Below are 317 nucleotides of genomic sequence, written 5' to 3'. Positions count from 1 at the left end.
CCGACGCCCTCGCCCCAGCCGGTGCCGTCAGCGTCCGCCGAGAACGCCTTGCAGCGGCCGTCGGCCGACAGGCCGCGCTGACGGCTGAAGTCCACGAAGTTCTCCGGCGTGGCCATCACGGTCACACCGCCGGCCAGCGCCATCGTGCACTCGCCGTTGCGCAGCGCCTGGATCGCCCATTGCAGAGCGACCAGCGACGAGGAGCACGCCGTGTCGAGCGTGACCGCCGGGCCCTCAAGACCGAAGGTGTAGGCGACGCGCCCGGAGGCGATGCTGCCCGACACACCGGTGCCCAGGTAGCCCTCGACACCCTCCGG

The 317-nt window shown here is 72.2% G+C and carries 1 protein-coding gene; it reads right to left on the bottom strand.

Going from position 1 to position 317, the window contains the following annotated elements; all coding sequences use genetic code 11:
• Window positions 1-317 (bottom strand): beta-ketoacyl synthase N-terminal-like domain-containing protein (locus tag UK12_RS34810; protein ID WP_045307227.1); only part of this gene is annotated, 317 nt, incomplete at both ends.

It is taken from the genome of Saccharothrix sp. ST-888 (assembly GCF_000955975.1).
Classification (GTDB): Bacteria; Actinomycetota; Actinomycetes; order Streptomycetales; family Streptomycetaceae; genus Kitasatospora.
The sequence above is the reverse complement of the archived record's forward strand: the minus strand, read 5'-3'. Positions and strand labels throughout refer to the sequence as shown.